The following is a 19,598-nucleotide window of genomic DNA, read 5'->3' on the forward strand; positions in this document are numbered from 1 at the left end:
AAACGACACAACTTTCGATTTTCGGAACGGGTGCGCTGAGGCGCCCGAGCGATACGACGAGAACCTATGCCGATCCTAGCTCTCGGAATCAATCACGATAGCGCGCCGGTTGCTGTGCGCGAGCGGGTGGCGTTCGCCCCCGAAGTGATGCCCAGCGCACTGGCCGAGGCCCGCACGGCGCTGGATTGCCGGGAGCTGGCGATCCTGTCCACCTGCAACCGCACCGAGATCTACGGTGAAGTGGCCCCGGAGTCACTACTGGCGTGGATCTCCGAATACCATGATGTTCCCATCGAGCAGCTGACCAGCTGCCATTACCAGTTCACCGACGAAACTGCCGTGCGCCATATGATGCGTGTGGCCTGCGGGCTGGACTCGCTGGTGCTCGGTGAACCGCAGATTCTCGGCCAGATGAAGTCGGCCTATGCGGTGGCGCGGGAGTCCGGCAGTGTCGGTTCTACGCTGCACAATGTATTCCAGCAGGTGTTTTCGGTGGCGAAGAAAGTCCGCACCGAAACCGCCATCGGCGAAAACCCGGTTTCTGTGGCGTTTGCCGCGGTGTCTCTGGCGTCGCGTATCTTCACCGACCTGGGGCAGCAGACCGCGCTGTTGATTGGTGCCGGGGAAACCATCGAACTGGTGGCCCGGCATTTGCTCGATAAAGGGGTGAAGCAGCTGATCGTCGCCAACCGCACACTGCACCGGGCGCAGCTGCTGGCGCAGGATTTCGGTGCCGAGGCGATTCTGCTGGCGGATATCCCGGAATACCTGCCGCGCGCGGACATCGTTATCAGCTCCACGGCCAGTCAGCTGCCGATTCTCGGCAAAGGTGCGGTAGAGACTGCGCTCAAGCAGCGCCGCCACAGCCCGATGTTTATGGTGGATATCGCAGTGCCGCGGGATATCGAGTCTCAGGTAGGCAAGCTGGACGATGTATACCTGTATACCGTGGACGACCTGCGCGGGGTGATCGACGAGGGCAAGCGGTTGCGTGAACAGGCCGCTGAGGCGGCCGACCAGATCGTTGATTTGGCGGCGCGCGACTTTATGCGCGAGCACCGCAGTCTGCGCGCGGTAGATTCCATCCGCAGTTACCGTCAGCAGGCCCAGGGCATCAGTAAGGATGAGCTGGAAAAAGCGCTGATCCAGCTGCGCGTTGGTGGCGACCCGGAGCAGTTGCTGGAGCAGCTGGCTCGCTCCCTCACCAACAAATTGATTCACGCTCCAACTGTGGCATTGCGCCAGGCCACCGCCGACGGTGATCTGGAGCGGTTGCGTATTGCGCGGGAAATCGTTGGCCTGGCCCCGGAAAACAGTGGCCAGGAATCAGATGTATCGGCCTCTGTGCCTGAAAAAAAGAAACTCAAGTAATGAAAGCTTCTGTACAACAGAAACTCGACAACCTGGTAGAGCGCCACGAGGAAGTGTCCGCCCTGCTGGGGGATGCGGAAATCATCAGCGATCAGGACAAGTTTCGCGATCTCTCGCGGGAGTATTCCGAACTCGAGGAAGTGGTGAAATGCTACAGCCGCTATAAAACCCTGCAGGATGATATGGCTGCTGCCCGTGAAATGCTCGACGAGAGCGATGAAGAAATGCGGGAGATGGCCCAGGAGGAGCTGCGCGAGGCAGAAGCCGAACTCGACCCGCTTGAAAAAGAGTTGCAGACCCTGTTGTTGCCGCGTGATCCCAACGACCGCAAGAACGTGTACCTCGAGATTCGCGCCGGTACCGGCGGCGATGAGGCGGCGATATTCTCCGGCGACCTGTTTCGCATGTACTCCCGCTACGCGGAAAAGCAGGGCTGGCGCATCGAGGTCATTAGCGAAAATTCCGGTGAACACGGTGGCTACAAAGAAATCATCACCCGGGTAGCCGGTGAGGATGTCTATGCGAAGCTGAAATTCGAGTCCGGCGCGCACCGGGTACAGCGGGTCCCGGAAACGGAATCCCAGGGCCGTATCCACACGTCGGCCTGCACGGTCGCGGTGATGCCCGAGCCGGACGAGCGCGATGCGATTGAGATCAACAAAGCCGATCTGCGCACCGACACCTACCGCGCCTCCGGGGCTGGCGGTCAGCACGTCAACAAAACTGATTCCGCGGTACGCCTTACCCATATTCCCACGGGCATCGTAGTGGAGTGCCAGGATGAGCGCTCCCAGCACAAGAACCGCGCCAAGGCCATGGCTCTGCTGCAGGCAAAATTGAATAGCGCCCAGGAATCCGCCGCCGCCCAGGAAATTTCCGATGCACGCAGGAACCTGGTGGGCAGTGGTGATCGCTCCGAGCGTATTCGTACCTACAATTTTCCCCAGGGGCGCGTCACCGATCACCGTATTGGACTGACGCTCTACAAACTGGATGAAGTGATGCAGGGTGCGCTGGACGAAGTCATTGGCCCCCTGCGTACCGAATACCAGGCGGACCAGCTGGCAGCTCTGGGGCAGCACTGACCGCCATGGCCACGGTGAAGGAAAACCTGCAGCGAGCAACAGAGCTCCAACACAGTGACAGCCCCCGGCTAGACCTGGAAGTACTGCTCTGTCACCTGTTGGGGAAGTCCCGCGCCTGGCTGTACACCTGGCCCGAGCATCAACTCGATGCCGGGCTGCAGGCCCAGTTCGAGCAGCTGCTGGAGCGCCGTATCGCCGGCGAGCCGGTTGCCCATCTCACCGGCAGCCGTGAATTCTGGTCCCTTCCTCTCAAGGTCAACCGCTCCACACTGATTCCGCGCCCGGACACCGAAGTGTTGGTGGAGGTGGTGCTCGCGCTGTGCCCGCAGGAGAAGCTGGCGTTGCTGGACCTTGGTACCGGCACCGGCGCGATTGCGCTGGCGTTGGCCAGTGAAAAGCCCGGCTGGTCCATCACCGCCGTGGACAAGATGCCGGCGGCAGTGGCACTGGCGCAGGAAAACCGGGACCGGCTCGGGTTTGATCACGTCAGCGTTTTACAGAGCGACTGGTTCAGTGCACTCGATACGCAGCGCTTTGATGTGATTGTCAGTAATCCCCCCTATATCGACACCCAGGATCCGCACCTGCGCGAGGGCGATGTGCGCTTTGAACCCCGCTCGGCGCTGGTGGCGGAAGAGCAAGGGCTTGCAGATATCCGCCGTATCGCTGCGGATGCACGTACCTTTCTTGCGGCGAACGGGCTCCTATTGGTCGAGCACGGCTGGGAGCAGGGCAAGGCGGTGCGCGGGATATTTACCGAAGCCGGCTACGACGAGGTGGAAACACGGCTTGACTATGCCGGGCGGGAACGTGTCACTCTGGGGCGATACCGCAGACCCTGATTGCTTGCGAGGATAGGACGCCATGCACGAACATGCCCATCACCATCACGGTGGCAACCACTTGAAGCCCCTGGTCTGGGGGCTTGTCATCACCCTGGCTTTCGCCGTGGTGGAAGCGATTGGTGGCTGGGTTTCCGGCTCCCTCGCACTGCTCGGCGATGCCGGGCACATGATCACCGACTCCTTTTCTCTCGCCCTTGGCGCGGTCGCCGCACTGCTAGCGCAAAAGCCTGCCAGCCGGGAAATGTCGTTTGGCTGGGGGCGCGCGGAAGTGCTCGCGGCGATCGTCAATGCGGTGCTGATGCTGCTGATTGTCGTGGGTATTGCGATCGCCGCCTTCGATCGCCTGCGCGAACCGCAGCCGGTGCAGGGTGGCATGGTGATGGTGATCGCGAGTATTGGGTTACTGGTGAATATTTCGGTTGCGTGGGTGCTGCACCGCGGCGAGCAGACACTGAATATTCGCGGCGCACTGCTGCATGTGATGGGAGACCTGCTCGGCTCGGTGGCGGCATTGGTAGCGGGTGCGGTGATTTATTTTACCGGCTGGACGCCGATAGATCCGCTGTTGTCAGTGTTGATTTGTGTGCTGATTCTTTTTTCCAGCCTGAAGCTGCTGCGGGATGCGGTGGATGTGTTGATGGAGCGGGTGCCGCGTGAGCTGAGCCTGCCGGTGGTGGGGGAGGCCCTTGCGGCGGTGGAGGGGGTGCGCTCGGTGCACGACCTGCATATCTGGCGGCTGGACAGCCGCATGATTTCGCTGTCGGCGCATATTGTTGTTGACGATCTGTCCGCCTGGCCGAAGGTACTGGATCGATTGCGAAAAGCGTTGATCCAGCGTTTTGACATCCACCACATTACGCTGCAGCCGGAACCGCTGCATATTGATTCCACGCCGATCATCGACCGGGTCAGCGGGCCTCACAATTAGCGGTTTTGGTGGCGGTCCCATGCAGGAGTCACGCGGGAGTCACGCGGGAGTCACGCGGGAATACAGGGGCGCCGGCCCCACAACCTGGCCCGCAGCTAGTCTTCTTCTCTCTCCTCTTCGCGATCCACAGTGGGGGTGCTTTCCTCTGCAGTCGGCGCCGATGGCTCTCCGGCGCTTGCCTCCCGCTGCTCTTCCGAGCCGGTTTCCGCGTTCTGATCCAGCGGCGCCGGCTCGTCTTCGGCCGTCACTTCTTCCGGTGCCGGTATCTGCTCCTGCGGTGCCTGGATGCCGATGTGGTAGGCGGCAAAGCCGGGTTGCACCACCTGGTTCATCGCCATGCCAAGGATACGGCCGTTGTGCTGGGAGCGGATTTCCTTGCGCACATTGGTGATTGGATTGGTGACCGTGCCCAGCAGGTCACCCTTGCTAACAAACTCACCCAGTTGCACCTTGCTGAAAATGATTCCGCCAGTGGTGGCGCGCTGCCAGGTGGACGTGTAGTACACCGGCTCGGGGTCGCCCCACAGGCGGAATTTATTCACCATGCCCAGCTGGTTCAGCAGAGTGCGAATACCTTTTACGCTGTGGCTCACCGATAGCTCGTCCAGCACCATGGGTGCGCCGGCTTCGAGGGTAACCGTGGGGATACCCGCTTCCACGGCGGCACGGCGCAACGTGCCCTTGGCGCCGTCACTGTGCAGCACCACCGTGGAGCCAAAACCCTTGGTGAGTTTTACCACCTTGGGGTTTTTCAGGTCGCCGCGCAGCTGCGGCAGGTTGGTGCGATAAAAGGAGCCGGTGTGCAGGTCGACAATCGCGTTGCAGTTGGTTACTACCTCGTCAAAAAACGAGCGCGCGATACGCGACGCGGATGAGCCGTTGGTATCTCCGGGAAAATGCCGGTTGAGGTCGCGGCGGTCGGTCAGGTAGCGGGAGCCGCGGTGAAAGCCCTGCATATTGACGATGGGCACACCGATCACGGCGCCCTTCAGGGTTTTCGGGTTCAGGTTGTACATCACCCGGCGTACCGTCTCGATCCCGTTCAGTTCGTCACCGTGGATGGCGGCGGTGAGGCACAGGGTCGGACCCGTTTCTGCACCGTTGACCACCAGTACCGGGGTGGCGCTGTAGACCCCTTCAAAGTGCTGGCTGGGTGACCAGGCCAGGCGCGTTGACGTAGCGGGGGGGACTTCCGCGCCGAGTAATTGCAGTGCTTTCCCCTCTGCAGTCTCGGGCTCTGGCGCAGCCGCGGCCGGGGGCTCCGTCGGTGCAGCGGCTTCGGCAGCACTGCTGTCTGCTGTGTCTGCTTTCGGTGGCGTCGCCAGCTCGATTTCGCTGACCGGCTTGTCGAGTTCGATGCTTTTTGCCTTCGGCATCGGTTTTTCCGGTTTATCGGATGCGCCCGCATTGGCTCCAGTGGCGGGTCGGCTTGTGCTGTCGGGTTCTGTGGGAGGCTCAGGCTCCTGTGCCGGCGTTTCCGATTGTTGCGCGGGGGACGTGCCTGTGGCCAGCGTCGCGGCGGACTCCACCGGCTCGCCTTGTTCGCCGGATTCTTCCGCTACAAGGTTTGCGGTGTAACAGGCGAGGGTAACTAGTACTAGGAAAAAGCTCAGAGAGCAGCGACGCATGAAAAACTCCATTGCGGAAACTCGGGGGAATCTGGTGTCAGGTTGCTGAGATCGCGAGTATAGCCAATCGGTTCCCCGCAAGTTGCGCGGCAATTGGCGAAACTGCCGATCAGGCGCCGATAAGTGCGCGCGCACTGGTGCGTCTCAGTCTCAACAGTAGCAGCACCGCCGCCGCACCCAGGCCGACACAGATGCCGGTCCAGTAGCCGTATACACCCCAGTACTGCTCGCCGAGCCAGTAGGCCGCGGACAGGCCCACCAGCCAATAGGAGAACAGCTGTATGTACATGGGCACGCGGGTGTCTTTGTAGCCGCGCAGTGCGCCCCAGGCCATGGCCTGGGTGACGTCCACCAGCTGGAAGGCGGCAGCAAGCAGCAGCAGGTTGCTGGCTACCGCAATGATGTCGGCGTTGTCGGTGTAAGCGAGCACCAGCACATTGCGCAGGCCGACCAATATCACCCCGGTCACCAGCGCATACACCAGCCCGCTGCCAACGCCGACAATACTCACAAAGCGGGCTCGCCTGGGGCGACCCTGGCCCAGTACCTGTGCTGTGCGGATACTGACCGCCTGGGCGAGTGCCAGCGCGACGAGGTAGAAAGTAGAGCCGATACTGAGGCCGATCTGGTGGGCGGCGACGATGGTGGCACCGTAGGACGCCAGCAGCAGGGTAAGGCTGGCGAAGAAAGTGACTTCACTGGCCGCGCCGATACAGATCGGCATACCCACCGCCAGCAGGTGCTTCAGTGTTGGCCAGTGGGGGCGAGGTGGCAGCAGCTTCAGGTCGAGAGCGCGATACGCGGGGGCCTGCCCCGCGTGCCAGTAGAGGGCGATGGCGATGCACCAGCACACCAGGCTGGTGGCCCAGCCACAGCCCGCGCCGCCCATGGCGGGGATCGGCCCCCAGCCGAACACCAGCAGGATGTCCAGTGGGATATTCAGCGCTGCTGCGGCGAGATAGATCCGCATCACCGGTCGCACCTGCCCCATCCCCTCACAGTAACCGCGCAGGGCGCTGCCGAAGGCAAATGGCAGGGTGCCGGTAGCCAGTGCCAGCAGGTATTTCACCATGACCTGGCGCACCGGTTCTTCCGTCTGTACCCACTGGCTCCACAGGGGGGCCGCCAGCAGGCCGAGCGCCACCAGCAGCCCGCCGACCAGGGCGATCCATACGGACTGGCTCATCTGCCGGGCGCAGCCGTGTTCGTCGCGCCGTCCGCGCAGGTTGGCTACCACGGGGGACACCGCAGCCAGCATACCGATCAGGGTGACTGCGCATACCGCCCAGATGCTCGAGCCCAGCGCCAGCCCGGCCAGGTTCACCTCGCCGGACTGACCGGCGACGATGGTGTCGGTAACCCCCATGCTGACCACTGCAAGGTTGCTCACCACCAGGGGGCCTCCCAGATTGGTGAGGTGGCGCAGCTCTGTGGCCGTGGCGCGTTTGTAGAGTCTTGGCATGGAGTGGGTACAGAGTGGCTAAACTGTTCGGGGCCCGGGCTGGGGCGAGTGCATTGTAAGAATCTCGCGAGGAAACCGACCAGTCCAAAAGGGCATGCCGGAAAAATCGGGAGCGAATTATGGATGGCGGCGTCAGTGGGTTCAATCGTCTTTATGGCTGTTTTCTGCACTTGCTGCGGCCACTGGATGGGTTGGGGCCGCTGGCGCTGCGCTTGTTTGTCGGTCCCATTTTCATTCTCGCCGGATGGAACAAGCTTACCGGTATTAACGACGTGGCTGCCTGGTTCGGTAACCCGGACTGGGGGCTGGGCCTGCCCGCGCCAGTGCTGATGGCGTGGCTGGCGGCGTTGACAGAGTATCTCGGGGGTATTGCGCTGTTGCTGGGCCTGGGGGTGCGGCTTGCCGCCATTCCGCTGATGGTTGTCATGGCCGTGGCAGCCGTGACCGCGCACTGGCAGTACGGCTGGCATGCGCTGCCGGAGCAAACACTCACTATGCCCTGGGAGTGGCGGGAGGACCTGATCGAGGAGGCGGTGGTGCGCAGGGAGAGGGCGGTGGAACTGCTCAAGGCCCACGGCAATTACAACTGGCTGACGGAAGCGGGCAGCTTTACCGTACTCAAGAACGGGATCGAGTTTGCGGCCACTTACTTCGTGATGGTTCTGGCGCTCCTGTGCACGGGAGGCGGCCGGTATGTGAGCCTGGATTACTGGATTGCCCGCCGCCGGGGGCTGCTCGCGGAGTGAAGCGGGGGGTAGGGTGTGCGCTCGAGGCTCGCGTTTCGCATATAAATGATATACTCGCCGATTATTTAACCCGTTACCACCGCCAGGGCGGTGGTACCGGGGTCTGAGCAGGTTGGATCACGGCGAACGGATCACCACCACGGGCCCCGGAACAATTGAGCGAGCAATCCTTTGATAGGTAAGTTTTTCCGTCGGTCGTCTGATAAATCTGAATCCACTGCCGGAGGCGAGAAAGCCGCCTCTTCACGGCCTGATAAGGGCCCCGCAAACCCGCGTTCCGGTGCTTCAGGCAAAGAGGCCGAAGCTGGCAGCGAGCGCTCGCGCAATCGTCGCCGTGGCAGCGGCGGCAAGGGTGGCGGCAAGGGCGACGATGGTGGCCGCGGGCGCAGCGCGCCGAAGAAAGCGCCGCAGAAGCCCTGGACTCTCGACGAGTTCCAGGTTCCTGAGGAAGAGGGCAAGGTACGGTTTCACGACCTGGACCTGCCGCTGCCGCTGATGCACGCCATCGCCGACCTCGGTTTCCAGTATTGCTCGCCCATCCAGGGCCAGTCTCTTCCCCATACCCTCAACGGTCACGACATGGTGGGCAAGGCCCAGACGGGGACCGGCAAGACGGCCGCCTTCCTGATTACGGTAATCGACGACCTGCTCAAGCACCCGTTTGAAGGCGAGCGCTATGCGGGTGAAGCGCGTGCGCTGATTATCGCGCCCACCCGCGAGCTGGTGATGCAGATCGCTGACGACGCCAAGGGCCTGTGCAAATACACGGATCTGGAAATCCATACGCTGGTCGGCGGCATGGACTACCAGAAACAGCAGAAGGCATTGAACGAACGTCTGGTGGATATTCTGGTGGCCACCCCCGGCCGCCTGCTGGATTTCGTCAGCAAGCGCGACTGCTTCCTCGACCAGACCGAGATCCTGGTGATCGACGAAGCCGACCGCATGCTGGACATGGGCTTTATCCCCGATGTGCGCCGCATCGTGCGCCAGACTCCCCGCAAGACCCACCGCCAGACCATGTTCTTCTCCGCCACTTTCACCCCGGAAGTTGACGATCTGGTGGAGCAGTGGACCTCGGAGCCGGTGATCGTCGAAATCGAGCCGGAGCATGTCGCTACCGATACGGTCACCCAGCATGTGTACCTGGTATCCGGTGACGAGAAGTACCCGCTGCTGTTCAATATTGTGCAGAAAGATGAGGTGGAAAGCCTGATCGTGTTTGCCAACCGCCGCGACCAGTGTCGCCGCCTGCACGAAAACCTGGTGGCCCACGGTATTGCCGCGGGGCTGCTGTCTGGTGAAGTGGCACAGAACAAACGTGTGCGCACCCTGGAAGATTTCAAGACGGGTAAATCCAAGGTGCTGGTGGCCACGGATGTGGCCGGTCGCGGTATTCACATCGACGGCATCAGCCACGTGGTGAATTACACCCTGCCGGAAGAGCCAGAGGATTATGTACACCGTATCGGCCGCACCGGGCGCGCGGGCAAGAGCGGTACTTCCATCAGCTTTGCCTGTGAAGACGATGCCATGCGCCTCGAGCCTATCGAGAAGTTGCTGGGCAGCAAACTGACCTGTGAAGTGCCGCCGGAAGAGCTGCTGGTCGAGCCACCCAAGGTGCATGTGAAGCGTAGCAGTGGCGGCGATCGCAATGATCGTGGTGGCAATCGTGATGGCGGCCGCGGCGGACGCCGTGGCGGTGGACGCCCACGCCGCTAATTCCTTTCTTTATTTTACTGCCCGGGACGAACCTGGTCCCGGGCAACCTCCCCACGCTAACGTCAGCTAACAGGGCTTGTATCAGTCCTTGAGCAGTTGTTTGCGATATTCCCTGAGCTCCTTGCGACGCGCCTTGGAGACAGTGGGGTAACACATCTTCATTTCGTCCAGCGCCTGGAGTACGGCGCTTGCCACAATCAGGCGCATGTTTTTCTTGTCATCTGCGGGCACTACGAACCATGGCGCGTGTGGAGTGGCTGTCTCGTTGATCATGTCCTCAAACGCACGCTGATAATCGTCCCAGAAGCCGCGCTCCTTCAGGTCCGCCTCGGAAAACTTCCAGTTCTTGTCGGGCTCATCAATGCGAGACAGAAAGCGGTTGCGCTGCTCTGTGCGGGAAAGGTTGAGGAAAAACTTCAGGGTGACGGTGCCGTTGTCCGCGGAATAGCGCTCGAGCGCGCGGATGGCTTCAAACCGGCTGGCAAATAGTGCGTCCAGGTCACGCGTGTGCTCTCCGGGTATTTTCTGGTATTCGGTAATCAGTTCCGGGTGCACGCGGCACACGAGCACTTCTTCGTAGTAAGAGCGATTGAAAACGCCGATATTGCCCCGCTTGGGCATGACGATGGATGTACGCCAGAGGAAGTTGTGCTCCAGCTCGGCACTGGTGGGGTGTTTGAAGGAAGTGATCTCCACGCCGTGTGGATTGACGCCATTGAAAACGGCTCGGATGGTGCCGTCCTTACCCGCGGCATCGAGGGCCTGGAAAATGGTCAGCAGGCTATAGCGATTGTGGGCGTACATGACCTGTTGGCGCACATCGATGTCGCTGCGTAATTTGCGAATCTTTTTCTGGTAATCTTTTTTGTCCGTATACAGGGGATCTATCCAGGTGGGAGACTTTCCCTGTCGGTATTCCTCCTTGCCATCGAATCGGATTGCCTTCCAGTCAATGTTCATCTACGCCATGCGCTCCGCTGCTCTTGCTTCCATGTAATGTTAGACAAGTGCGGCGGGGCGGTGAGGCTCTCAGCCGGGCGATCGGTTGCTGGCGTTATTTTCGGGGGCCGTCGATCCCTTTGGGGTATTTCTTCTCGGTAGTGATGGCCTGTGTTGAAGTGGCGGGTAGGTCGGCGCCATTCGGTCCCTTGCCAGGATCGCCTTCGGCCCAGATTCGTTCGACCCACAAGGCCGTTCCTCCGGCTACAGCGGCTGGCATCACAAAAATATTCAGTATCGGCACCATCTTGGCCAGCATCACTGCGCCACCAAAGCCGAGGGTGGTGAATTTCTTGCGCATCAGCACGCTTTTCAGCTCGGAAAAGGAACGCTGGTGGTTGTCCAGCGGGTAATCCACGTACTGAATCGCCATGCACCAGGCGCCCCACAGGGCACCGAGAATGGCGGGAATAAAGACGGTCCAGCTGGTGAGCAGGGCGATGACGAAGATCACGATGCCCCAGCCGATAAAGTACATAAGTTTGCGCAGCTCCCGTCCGAGGGTGCGGAATACCATGCTGTGCAGTGCCTCCGGGGGCGGGGGATGGCCGGTGAGAAGTTCCTCGACTTTTTCCGCGAGGAAGCCGTTAAACGGCGCGGCAATGATGTTGGTGATAATGCCGAACAGGTAGCCATACACAAAGAAGAACAGCAGCACCACGACGATGGCGATCAGCCATGCCAGCCACTGAAAGACGCTCGCCGCCCAGTCAGCGCCCTTGGCGAGAATCGCACGCCACCAGGACATGTTGGACGTGTCGACTGGGGTGTCGGAAAGCAGGCTGCCGATATAGCGGCCGAGGTCGTCGAACTGGCTGACCATCAGCGCGCCCAGTGCGATAAACAGCACCAGGTTGATGAGCAGTGGCATGATGATGAACGGGCGCAGCTCTTTCCGGGTAAGCAGCTGCGCCCCCCGGATCAGTGCGTGTACGCCATGTGCCGGGTTGGAGGTCATGATGTTATTCCGCTCCTGAAGCCTTGAGAATATTGGCGTATTCGGCGCTCTGCTGGTGCTCGCTGATGCGCGCCAGCAGTGTCTGTCCCTCCGGGCTCTGGCTATTCAGGTCCAGTCCCTGCTCCTTGAACAGGCGCACGAAAGTCTCGAAGTTCTCTGCCTTCATGCCGCGATAGGCCCGCTCCAGCAGATAAAAATCCCGATTGAACCCTTCCGGTGGCTCACCTACCAGAAACCCGGCGATTCGCTCGTCGTCGAATACTTCACCGAGGACTTTTTGCTTGTCTTTTTTCAGGCTCACTTGTTAATTCCTTTCGTGCTCTGATCGTACTTTAGTGTTCGTTTTGAGGTCAGCCCGGTACCGGGGTGCCTGTTAGCGGTGGTGCGGCCGGGGCTTGTTTGCGAAACACGCCGTGAACCCATCCCTGGGGGCTCTTCCGCGAGGTCCCTCTCGCGGAAGGTTTCGCAAACAAGCCCCGGCCGCACCACCTTCGCATCGAGGTCTGGTGCTTCCGAAAAATCAATCATCGATATTGCTACGAAGCGCAATCGTTCAAATCTAAGGCCAAGTGCCGGGGGAGACTTTTCGAAAGCGTCGGCGACAGGGACGTCGCCGACGCAGCGTACAGGGATGTATTCACAGCGGTTTCGAAAAGTCTCACCCGGTGCTTGGCCGCCACCGGGCCTGCTTTCAGGCGGGCCCGGTAACGCGGATGTGCTTATAAAAGCGCGTCCAGTTTCTCTTTCAGGATCTTGTTGATCATCTGCGGGTTCGCCTGTCCTTTGGACGCCTTCATGATCTGGCCAACAAAGAAGCCCATCATTTTGGGGCGCTTGTCCGGATCTGCGTTGCGGTAGTTATCTACCTGCGCAGAAGAGGCCGCGATCACATCGTCCACCATCTTCTCGATGGCGCCGGTATCCGTAACCTGCTTCAGGCCCTTGGCCTCGATCACCGCATCCGCATCTCCTTCGCCGTTGGCCATCGACTCAAACACCTGCTTGGCGATCTTGCTGGAAATGGTGTTGTCCTTGATGCGCGCAATCAGGCCCGCAAGATGCTCCGCTGAAACCGGAGAGTCCGCGATGGCTTTTTCCTCCCGGTTGAGTAGTGCCGCGAGCTCACCCATCACCCAGTTGGCGGCCAGCTTGGGCTCGCCGGATTTGGCCGCCACCTGCTCGAAATAATCCGCGGTGGCGCGCTCCTGGGTCAGCTGGTCTGCATCGTAGGCCGACAGACCGTAATCTTTTTCAAACCGAGCACATTTCGCATCTGGCAGCTCCGGCAGATCACGGCGAATCAGTTCCACATAGTCATCGGTAAGTACAACCGGGAGCAGGTCCGGGCACGGGAAGTAGCGGTAATCATTCGCCACTTCCTTGCTGCGCATGGAGCGTGTCTCGTTTTTATCGGAATCGTACAGCCGGGTTTCCTGCACTACCTTGCCGCCGTCCTCGATCAGGTCGATCTGGCGCTGGGCCTCGACCTTGATCGCCTTTTCGATAAACCGGAAGGAGTTCAGATTCTTGATTTCCGCACGGGTGCCCAGCTCGTCTTCGCCCTTGAGCCGCACGGACACGTTGGCGTCACAGCGCAGGGAGCCCTGGGACATATCCCCGTCGGAGATGCCGAGGTAAGTCACAATACTGTGAATCTTTTTCAGGTAGGCCACCGCTTCCGCGGCGCTGCGCATATCCGGCTCGGACACGATCTCGATCAGTGGCGTGCCGGCGCGGTTTAGGTCGATGCCGGACATGCCGTGGAAGTCTTCATGGAGTGATTTGCCGGCATCCTCTTCCAGGTGTGCGTGGTGCAGGCGCACGGCCTTGCTGCTGCCATCTTCCAGATGGATCTCGATCTGGCCCGCACCCACGATCGGCTTTTCCAGCTGAGTGGTCTGGTAGCCCTTGGGCAGATCCGGATAGAAGTAATTCTTGCGCTCGAACACGGAGCGCTTGCCAATTTCCGCATTCATGGCGAGGCCGAACATCACCGCAAAGCGGAACGCCTCTTCATTGGGTACCGGCAAGGTGCCCGGCATGGCCAGGTCTACCGCGCAGGCCTGGGTGTTGGGCTCGGCACCAAACGCGGTGCTGGCGCCGGAGAAAATTTTTGATTGGGTGGCCAGTTGCACGTGCACTTCCAACCCGATGACGACTTCCCATTCCACGTCGCGTCTCCTTATTCTGCTGTCGGGGCGGATTTCTGGTGCCAGTCACTGGCCTGCTGGAACTGGTGCGCCACATTGAGCATGCGCGCTTCGTCCAGGTAGTTGCCGGTGATCTGCAGGCCCACGGGCAGGTTGTGGGCAAAGCCACAGGGCAGCGACATGCCCGGCAGGCCCGCCAGGTTGGTGGCGATGGTGTAGATGTCTTCCAGGTACATGGCTACCGGATCGGCATTTTTCTCGCCGAGCTTGAACGCGGGGTTCGGTGCAGTGGGGCCCATGATCACGTCAACTTTGCTGAACGCATCGACAAAATCCTGCTTGATCAGGCGACGCACCTGCTGAGCCTTGTTGTAGTAGGCATCGTAGTAACCGGCGGAGAGCGCGTAACTGCCGACGAGGATGCGGCGTTTTACTTCCTCACCGAAACCTTCACCGCGGGAGCGCATGTAGAGATCACGCAGGTCCGCCGGGTTTTCGCAGCGGTAGCCATAGCGCACGCCATCGAAACGGGACAGGTTCGCCGATGCCTCGGCCGGGGCGATCACATAGTAAGCCGGTACCGCCAGGTGGGTGTGGGGCAGACTGATTTCCACAAGTTCTGCGCCGAGCTTTTCGTATTCCTTCAGGGCTTCCTGTACACGCGCGCCGATTTCACTGTCGAGACCTTCGCCGAAGTACTCCTTGGGCACGCCGATTTTAAGGCCCTGAATGCTGTCATTCAGGTTGGCGGTGTAGTCCTGTGCCGGTCGGTCCAGGCAGGTGGAGTCTTTTTTGTCACTGCTCGCCATCACAGACAGCATCAGTGCTGCGTCTTCTGCGGTGCGGGTGATCGGCCCGCCCTGATCCAGGCTGGAGGCGAAGGCGATCATGCCCCAGCGGGATACCCGGCCATAAGTGGGCTTGAGGCCCGTAGTGCCGGTAAGCGCGGCGGGCTGGCGGATAGAGCCGCCGGTGTCGCTGGCGGTGGTGCCGGGCACGAGCCGTGCTGCAACCGCTGCCGCGGAGCCGCCGGAGGAGCCGCCGGGCACACGCTGCACATCCCACGGGTTTTTCACCGGGCCGTAGAAGCTGGATTCATTGGAAGAGCCCATGGCGAACTCGTCCATATTGGTTTTGCCGAGGCTGACAGCGCCGGCCTGCTGGAAGTTGTCTACAACCGTGGCGTCATAGGGTGGCACGAAGTTGTCGAGCATTTTCGAGCCACAACTGGTGCGCACGCCGTTGGTGCAAAAGATGTCCTTGTGGGCAATGGGTACGCCGCAGAGGGCGTGGGCATTGCCTTCGGCAAGGCGGGCGTCGGCAGCGGCGGCTTCTTTGAGGGCCTGGTCGCCGGTGACGGTGATAAAACTGTTGTACTGGCCATCCAGCTGCTGGATGCGCTCGAGCAGGTGGCTGGTGATCTCGACGCTGGAGAACTGTCTGTCGCGCAGGCCGCGGACGATCTCGGCGATGGTCAACTGATGCATTGGAAATCCGGTTTCTTGTCTATTCTTTGGTAGCCCGATTGGCTGGCGGGGCCAGGTGGACTCAATCGATGACCTTGGGGACCAGATAGAGGCCCGCTTCGGTCTGGGGTGCCAGGGCGAGGAACTCTTCGCGGCGATTTGGCTCGGTGACTTCGTCCTTGCGCAGCACCTGTACTTCGTCCAGGGGGTGCGCCATGGGCTCGACGCCGTCGGTATTGACCGCCTGCAGCTGGTCCACCAGCTGCAGTACGTCGCCCAGTCGGGTGCTGACTTCGTCTATGGTTTCTTCGGAAATGGCGATGCGGGCCAGTTCGGCCAGCTTTTCAACGGTTTGCGCGTCCACGGCCATGGGGATGGAGACTCCAGCTTCTCATTGGCTAATTTGCGGTCAGGCCCGGTGTGTGGGGCCCGGACGGAATAGAAGGAGCGCAAATTTACCATATATGCGGGGGAATCTCCCAAGATCGATTGGGTAAAAGGGGGATTGCTCTGGCGGCCGCGGGGCTCGAATAAAACGCCTGGGGCTGAATAATGTGGTATCGACCCTCCTGCGGCTGCCAATTCGGGCTGTCCGTGGGCCTGGAATGGGGGAATTTCGAGATGGTTATTATTCAGCCTTGCCCTCAACCCCCGCCGTTGTTAGAGTTTGCCGATTCTGGCCAGGGCACCAAAGCCTGTGGCTTATTTGACAGAGACCGGGCAAAAACGATGTCCGGAACACAGAATTATTTGCGCGGACTAACTACCCTGTAACGCTTTCCCCGCCGGGGGCGCTATCGGGCTGTGATTGGCGCTCTGCGGCACCTGCCCTGATTCTGCCTCAGGTGTTGTATTTCAGATTAAGGTAACCGAATTCCATGTTTAAACGTTTGCGGGGCATGTTCTCCAGTGATCTCTCCATCGACCTGGGTACAGCCAATACGCTGATCTACGTGCGCGATCGCGGCGTAGTCCTCGATGAACCCTCTGTTGTCGCCATTCGCCATTACAACGGCACCAAGATCGTCGAAGCGGTTGGCGTCGAGGCCAAGCGGATGCTGGGCCGTACGCCGGGTAACATCACCGCCATCCGTCCGCTGAAGGACGGAGTGATTGCCGATTTTCAGGTTACCGAGAAGATGTTGCAGCACTTCATCAAGAAAGTGCATGAAAACAGCTGGATGCGCCCGAGCCCACGGGTTCTGGTGTGTGTGCCCTGCCAGTCCACCGAGGTAGAGCGCCGGGCGATTCGCGAATCCGCCCTGGGCGCCGGTGCCCGTGAGGTGTGGCTGATCGAAGAGCCGATGGCTGCGGCCATCGGTGCCGGACTGAAGGTGGAAGAAGCCAGCGGCTCCATGGTGGTGGATATCGGCGGCGGTACCACCGAGATCGCGATCATCTCCCTGAACGGCGTGGTTTACTCCGATTCCGTGCGCATCGGCGGCGACCGCTTTGACGAGGCCATCGTCAACTATGTGCGTCGCAACTACGGCAGTGTCATTGGTGACGCCACCGCGGAGCGTATCAAGGAAGAGATCGGCTGCGCCTATGCCGGCAGCGAAGTACGCGAGATCGATGTGCGCGGCCGCAATCTGGCAGAAGGGGTGCCGCGCAGCTTCACCCTGAACAGTGACGAAATCCTGGAAGCGCTGCAGGAACCGCTGACCGGTATCGTGCAGGCGGTGAAGAGCGCGCTGGAGCAGTCTCCCCCCGAGCTGGCATCCGATATCGCCGAGCGCGGTATGGTTCTGACCGGTGGTGGCGCACTGCTGCGCGACCTGGATCGCCTGCTGATGGAAGAGTCCGGCCTGCCGGTTATCGTTGCCGACGACCCGCTGACCTGTGTTGCCCGCGGTGGTGGCCAGGCGCTGGATATGATGGACAAGAGCCGCCTGTATCTGGTCTCCAGCTGAGACTGGTTGGCAGCTGGCCCCGGCCTCCAACTGGCTGGGGCCTCGCCTGGTCTGCGGCGGTGCTCAGGGAGTGTTCTGGCAAGTACAGGACAGTAAGAGTGCCGCCGATTCACCTGCGTACGGACACGCGCCAAATCCAATAACAATATCATTGCAGAACTGGTCAATGGGGGCCGCCCATTAAACCGCTATTTACCCGAGGCCCGTCGCCTGAATCCCGTATCATCGTGCTGGGGCTGGCGGCGACCGCGCTGATCCTGATCAACCTCTATACCGACTGGCTGGACCCGGTGCGCGAGCGCCTCTCCAGTTTCGCCGCGCCTTTTTACTGGATTACCGGTACCCCCTCGCGGGTGGGCGACTGGGCCGGTGAGCAGCTGCGTACCCGTGAAGAACTGCTGGAAGAAAACAGCCGTCTGCAGCACCAGGTGATGCTGCTGGAGCAGCAGACCCAGCTTCTCGCCGCGGTGCGCGCGGAAAACACCCAGCTGAAAGAACTGATGAATTCTGCCGAAACCGTGGATCAGCGGGTACTGGTGGCGCAGGTCATAGGTGTTTCCCCGGACCCGCTCGAGCATGTGGTGATCATCGACAAGGGGCGCAGCGATGGTGTGCGGCAGGGTGCCGCGATCATGGACGCCAGCGGCCTGTTGGGGCAGGTGATCGAGGCGGGAGACTTTTCCAGCCGGGTACTGCTGATTACCGATGCCAACCACGCGCTGCCAGTGCAGGTTCTGCGCAACAGTGTGCGTGCGGTGGCCGAGGGGACCGGCGATCTCTACCGCCTGGAGTTACGTCACCTGGCCAACACGAGTGATATCCGCGAGGGAGATCTGTTGCTCAGCTCCGGTCTCGGCGGCCGTTTCCCCGCAGGTTATCCCGTGGGCGAGGTCATCTCGGTCCGACGTGACCCGGGGCGGGCGTTTGCGGATGTGGATGTGCTGCCGAGAGGACGTATGAACCGCAGTCGCTTTGTGCTGGCGGTTATTGATGATGAGCACTCCGGCCTTATGGACGGTCTGGAATCTGAGCTTGAGAGTGAGCCGGTACCGGAGCCTCAGGACTAAGCCATGGATGCGCACAATCGCTGGTTTATCCTGCTGACGGTCTTTGTCGCCCTGCTGCTGGCGGTGATGCCGTTGCCTATCAATTGGCTCTGGTTTCGCCCCGCCTTCTGTGCCCTGCTGGTGATCTTCTGGACCACCCGCATGCCCCAGGAGCTGGGAGTCGGCTTTGCCTGGATGGTCGGCCTGGTGGAGGACCTGGTTACTGGTTCAACCCTCGGCGCACATGCACTGGCGCTGGCGGTTCTCGCTTATTTTAGCCTGCTGACCTACCGGCGTACCCGGGCGTTCAACCCGGGGCAGCAACTGATGTGGGTGTTCGTGCTGGTGGGGATACACCAGTTGCTGGGAAACTGGGTGCACAGCCTGGCGGGCAAACCGGTTCCCGGGCTCACGTTTCTGTGGCCAGCGCTGACCACCGCACTGTTATGGCCACTGGTGACACCCTGGTTGCATGGCATGGCCTCCCGGCTGCGAATTCGCTGACCAAGAGAGTGTTAACAGTCGGAAACAGAAAAATAGTGTTAAGTGCCGCGCTGAGTGCGGTTATTTTTCAAGCGCTGACGCTATAATCAGGCCTTCAGCTGACAACACTTACAATATTAATAACCACAAGCCGTGCCCGTGCCACACTCCGACCCAGAACAGCGCCTGATCCTCGCTTCCGCATCGCCGCGGCGGGCGGAGCTGCTGATGCAGATCGGTGTGACCTTTTCCTCTGCGGCGACTTCCGTTGAAGAGCGCCGCTTCCCGGATGAATCCCCCGAAACCTATGTGCTGCGCCTGGCACAGGAGAAATCTCGCGCTGGTCTGGCGCTGCTGGACAATCCCAACACCTGGTCCCTGGGAGCTGATACCCTTGGGGTGGTTGATGGTGAGATCCTGGAAAAACCCCGCGATTTCACCGATTTTGCCCGCATGATGCGCCTGATGTCGGGCCGCGAACACTCGGTACTCACGGCGATCTGCCTCACCGGCGCGGAGGCCGCGTTCAGTGAAGTGGTGGAGACGCGGGTGCGGTTTCGGGCGTTGGATCGACGCCTGATCGAGGGCTACTGGAACACAGGAGAGCCCGCCGACAAGGCCGGTGGCTACGGTATTCAGGGGATGGGTGCCGTGTTGGTCGAGTCCATTCACGGCAGTTACAGCAATGTGGTCGGGTTGCCGCTGGAGACATTGGGCGAGTTTCTGGAGCGCGCGGGGATCCCCTACTGGCAATTCGACAAGCGCGCAGACGCAGGGATGATCTAGGAGTTACGCC

18 protein-coding genes are annotated in these 19,598 nt (G+C 60.8%); 10 read left to right on the forward strand and 8 right to left on the reverse strand.

The features are described from left to right. The first annotated feature begins 66 nt into the window (after window positions 1–66). Genes hemA through GTQ55_RS05020 form a run of 4 tightly spaced genes read left to right on the forward strand, consistent with a single transcriptional unit; the run spans window position 67 to window position 4,229 of the window. Window positions 67–1,371, forward strand: a complete 1,305-nt coding sequence (gene hemA, locus GTQ55_RS05005) for a glutamyl-tRNA reductase (protein ID WP_161857748.1) — start codon at window positions 67–69, stop codon at window positions 1,369–1,371. Further along, window positions 1,371–2,456 (forward strand): peptide chain release factor 1, encoded by a 1,086-nt coding sequence (gene prfA / locus GTQ55_RS05010; RefSeq protein ID WP_161857749.1) that lies wholly within the window; start codon window positions 1,371–1,373, stop codon window positions 2,454–2,456. The genes hemA and prfA overlap by 1 nt, the downstream gene beginning before the upstream one ends. Before the next feature lie 5 nt (window positions 2,457–2,461). Beyond that, the gene (gene prmC / locus GTQ55_RS05015) at window positions 2,462–3,298 is read left to right on the forward strand and encodes a peptide chain release factor N(5)-glutamine methyltransferase (RefSeq protein ID WP_161857750.1); all 837 of its coding nucleotides are present in this window, start codon (window positions 2,462–2,464) and stop codon (window positions 3,296–3,298) included. A gap of 22 nt (window positions 3,299–3,320) precedes the next feature. Beyond that, window positions 3,321–4,229 (forward strand): cation diffusion facilitator family transporter, encoded by a 909-nt coding sequence (locus GTQ55_RS05020; RefSeq protein WP_161857751.1) that lies wholly within the window; start codon window positions 3,321–3,323, stop codon window positions 4,227–4,229. A 95-nt stretch (window positions 4,230–4,324) separates the two neighbouring features. Here the strand turns inward: GTQ55_RS05020 and GTQ55_RS05025 are convergent, their stop codons facing one another. Further along, window positions 4,325–5,857, reverse strand: a complete 1,533-nt coding sequence (locus GTQ55_RS05025) for a succinylglutamate desuccinylase/aspartoacylase family protein (RefSeq protein ID WP_161857752.1) — start codon at window positions 5,855–5,857, stop codon at window positions 4,325–4,327. Between the two features lie 109 nt (window positions 5,858–5,966). Continuing rightward, complete coding sequence (locus GTQ55_RS05030) at window positions 5,967–7,319, reverse strand: MATE family efflux transporter (protein ID WP_161857753.1); 1,353 nt, start codon at window positions 7,317–7,319, stop codon at window positions 5,967–5,969. A 119-nt stretch (window positions 7,320–7,438) separates the two neighbouring features. Between GTQ55_RS05030 and GTQ55_RS05035 the strand changes: the two genes are divergently transcribed. Both GTQ55_RS05035 and rhlB read left to right on the forward strand, forming a co-directional pair. Next, a complete protein-coding gene (locus GTQ55_RS05035; protein WP_161857754.1) occupies window positions 7,439–8,065 on the forward strand; it encodes an HvfX family Cu-binding RiPP maturation protein in 627 nt (208 codons plus the stop codon). Between the two features lie 171 nt (window positions 8,066–8,236). Next, window positions 8,237–9,787 (forward strand): ATP-dependent RNA helicase RhlB, encoded by a 1,551-nt coding sequence (rhlB, locus tag GTQ55_RS05040; protein ID WP_161857755.1) that lies wholly within the window; start codon window positions 8,237–8,239, stop codon window positions 9,785–9,787. 81 nt (window positions 9,788–9,868) lie between these two features. Here the strand turns inward: rhlB and GTQ55_RS05045 are convergent, their stop codons facing one another. The 6 genes from GTQ55_RS05045 to gatC all read right to left on the reverse strand — a co-directional run bounded on the left by GTQ55_RS05045 (window position 9,869) and on the right by gatC (window position 15,730). Then, complete coding sequence (locus GTQ55_RS05045; RefSeq protein ID WP_161857756.1) at window positions 9,869–10,747, reverse strand: PPK2 family polyphosphate kinase; 879 nt, start codon at window positions 10,745–10,747, stop codon at window positions 9,869–9,871. Window positions 10,748–10,841: 94 nt separating this feature from the next. Continuing rightward, window positions 10,842–11,744 carry a sulfate transporter CysZ gene (gene cysZ / locus GTQ55_RS05050; protein WP_161857757.1) on the reverse strand — a complete coding sequence of 301 codons (903 nt, stop codon included), beginning with the start codon at window positions 11,742–11,744 and terminating at the stop codon, window positions 10,842–10,844. A 4-nt stretch (window positions 11,745–11,748) separates the two neighbouring features. After that, entirely contained in the window at window positions 11,749–12,045 is a 297-nt protein-coding gene (locus tag GTQ55_RS05055; RefSeq protein ID WP_161857758.1) for a PA4642 family protein, read from the reverse strand. A gap of 418 nt (window positions 12,046–12,463) precedes the next feature. Then, a complete protein-coding gene (gene gatB / locus GTQ55_RS05060; RefSeq protein ID WP_237567830.1) occupies window positions 12,464–13,915 on the reverse strand; it encodes an Asp-tRNA(Asn)/Glu-tRNA(Gln) amidotransferase subunit GatB in 1,452 nt (483 codons plus the stop codon). An 11-nt stretch (window positions 13,916–13,926) separates the two neighbouring features. After that, window positions 13,927–15,381: an Asp-tRNA(Asn)/Glu-tRNA(Gln) amidotransferase subunit GatA gene (gene gatA, locus GTQ55_RS05065; RefSeq protein ID WP_161857759.1), complete on the reverse strand. Its 1,455-nt coding sequence runs from the start codon at window positions 15,379–15,381 to the stop codon at window positions 13,927–13,929. A gap of 61 nt (window positions 15,382–15,442) precedes the next feature. Beyond that, on the reverse strand, window positions 15,443–15,730 hold the full coding sequence (gene gatC, locus GTQ55_RS05070) for an Asp-tRNA(Asn)/Glu-tRNA(Gln) amidotransferase subunit GatC (protein WP_161857760.1): 288 nt from the start codon (window positions 15,728–15,730) through the stop codon (window positions 15,443–15,445). Window positions 15,731–16,238: 508 nt separating this feature from the next. Here gatC and GTQ55_RS05075 point away from each other — a divergent pair. The 4 genes from GTQ55_RS05075 to GTQ55_RS05090 all read left to right on the forward strand — a co-directional run bounded on the left by GTQ55_RS05075 (window position 16,239) and on the right by GTQ55_RS05090 (window position 19,588). Beyond that, window positions 16,239–17,273, forward strand: coding sequence for a rod shape-determining protein (locus GTQ55_RS05075; RefSeq protein ID WP_010132216.1), 1,035 nt, complete (start codon window positions 16,239–16,241; stop codon window positions 17,271–17,273). A 227-nt stretch (window positions 17,274–17,500) separates the two neighbouring features. Next, window positions 17,501–18,340 (forward strand): rod shape-determining protein MreC, encoded by an 840-nt coding sequence (gene mreC / locus GTQ55_RS05080; protein WP_237567831.1) that lies wholly within the window; start codon window positions 17,501–17,503, stop codon window positions 18,338–18,340. Window positions 18,341–18,343: 3 nt separating this feature from the next. Next, a complete protein-coding gene (gene mreD / locus GTQ55_RS05085) occupies window positions 18,344–18,823 on the forward strand; it encodes a rod shape-determining protein MreD (protein WP_161857761.1) in 480 nt (159 codons plus the stop codon). A 138-nt stretch (window positions 18,824–18,961) separates the two neighbouring features. After that, complete coding sequence (locus GTQ55_RS05090) at window positions 18,962–19,588, forward strand: Maf family protein (RefSeq protein WP_161857762.1); 627 nt, start codon at window positions 18,962–18,964, stop codon at window positions 19,586–19,588. Window positions 19,589–19,598 lie beyond the last annotated feature (10 nt).

It is taken from the genome of Microbulbifer hydrolyticus (assembly GCF_009931115.1).
GTDB classification, from domain to species: Bacteria; Pseudomonadota; Gammaproteobacteria; order Pseudomonadales; family Cellvibrionaceae; genus Microbulbifer; species Microbulbifer hydrolyticus.